This window comes from Lentzea albidocapillata, assembly GCF_000719115.1.
In the GTDB taxonomy this organism is placed as follows: Bacteria; Actinomycetota; Actinomycetes; order Mycobacteriales; family Pseudonocardiaceae; genus Lentzea; species Lentzea albidocapillata.
Genome location: NZ_JOEA01000061.1, coordinates 1 through 787, shown reverse-complemented (window position 1 = coordinate 787; position 787 = coordinate 1). Strand labels below are relative to the sequence as shown.

The 787-nt window shown below is 69.3% G+C and carries 1 protein-coding gene; it reads right to left on the bottom strand.

Translation table 11 applies throughout. The features are described 5' to 3' along the window. On the bottom strand, positions 1–787 hold a 787-nt coding region (locus tag IG04_RS0141765; RefSeq protein ID WP_030482284.1), incomplete at both ends, for an RNA-guided endonuclease InsQ/TnpB family protein.

Below are 787 nucleotides of genomic sequence, written 5' to 3'. Positions count from 1 at the left end.
CCGGGTGCGGCAGCCCGGACACGTCCAGTGCCGGGCGGACAAAGCAAGCTCTGCGAGCACGTGCCCGCAGACCGAACACGTCTTGCTCGAGGGAAACCACCGGTCGATCACGACCAGCGTGCGGCCGGCCCGGTCGCACTTGTAGTCCAGCTGCCTGCGCAACTCGCCCCAGCCCGCGTCGGAGATGGCACGGGCGAGGCGCCGGTTACGCACCATGTTCTTGACCGGCAGGTCCTCGATCGCGATCACGTCGGCCGACCGCACCAGAGCCGTGGTGGTGCGGTGCAGGAAATCCTGCCGGGCGGTGCGGATCTTGCGGTGCGCGCGGGCGACCTTGGCCTTGGCCTTGCGGCGGTTGCCGCTACCGCGCTGGCAGCGGGCCATCCGCCGTTGGTAGCGGGCCAGGTTGCGGGCCTTACGGACCAGATGCCGCGGGTTCGCGATCCGTTCACCGTCACTGGTCACCACCAGATCTGTGAGACCGAGGTCGACGCCGATCGCGTGCCCGGCGGGCTCAGCCGGGGCGGGCTCGGTGGTGTCGGTGGTGTCGATGGCGAACGTCACGTACCAGCAGCCGTCCGGGTCGCGGGACAGCACCACCATCGTCGGATCCAGCGCGGCCAGATCCACCTCACCGAAGGACCACACAAATCGCAGCGACGTGCTGGTCTTGGCCAGTGTCAGCACACCCTCGCGCATCCGGAACGCCGAGCGGGTGTAGTGCGCGCTCTGCCGCCCGGTACGGGACTTGAACCTCGGGAAACGGGCCCGCCCGGCGAAGAAGTTG